This window comes from Christiangramia aquimixticola, assembly GCF_048285835.1.
Lineage (GTDB): Bacteria > Bacteroidota > Bacteroidia > Flavobacteriales > Flavobacteriaceae > Christiangramia > Christiangramia aquimixticola.
Genome location: NZ_JBLVTL010000239.1, coordinates 1 through 295 on the forward strand (window position 1 = coordinate 1; position 295 = coordinate 295).

Genomic DNA, 295 nt, shown 5'->3' on the forward strand with positions numbered 1-295 from the left:
TTTTTTAGGGGAGATGTTACTTCAATTTTCTCAACAGCCTCATCTAGGCGTAGTTCAGCCTCTCATTTTATTTCTTCACAATCCAAAGATTATCTGGAGTGCAGGAGGCAAATTTCTTCCTTTCTCTGGGAGGGCAATTACCCTGGGTGATCAAGATGTACTTGCAGATTACCGTACCAACAAGCAGGAGTTGGATTGGGCTACGGGGTGCTGTTTTCTGATTAAAAGAGAGGCATTGCTTCATTGCGGACTTCTTAATGATTCCTATTTCACCTATTTCGAGGATGTAGAATGG

The 295-nt window shown here is 42.4% G+C and carries 1 protein-coding gene; it reads left to right on the forward strand.

The window, feature by feature from the left end:
- A partial coding sequence (locus tag ACNKXV_RS14300) for a hypothetical protein (protein WP_417908381.1) occupies positions 1-295 on the forward strand: 295 nt, incomplete at both ends.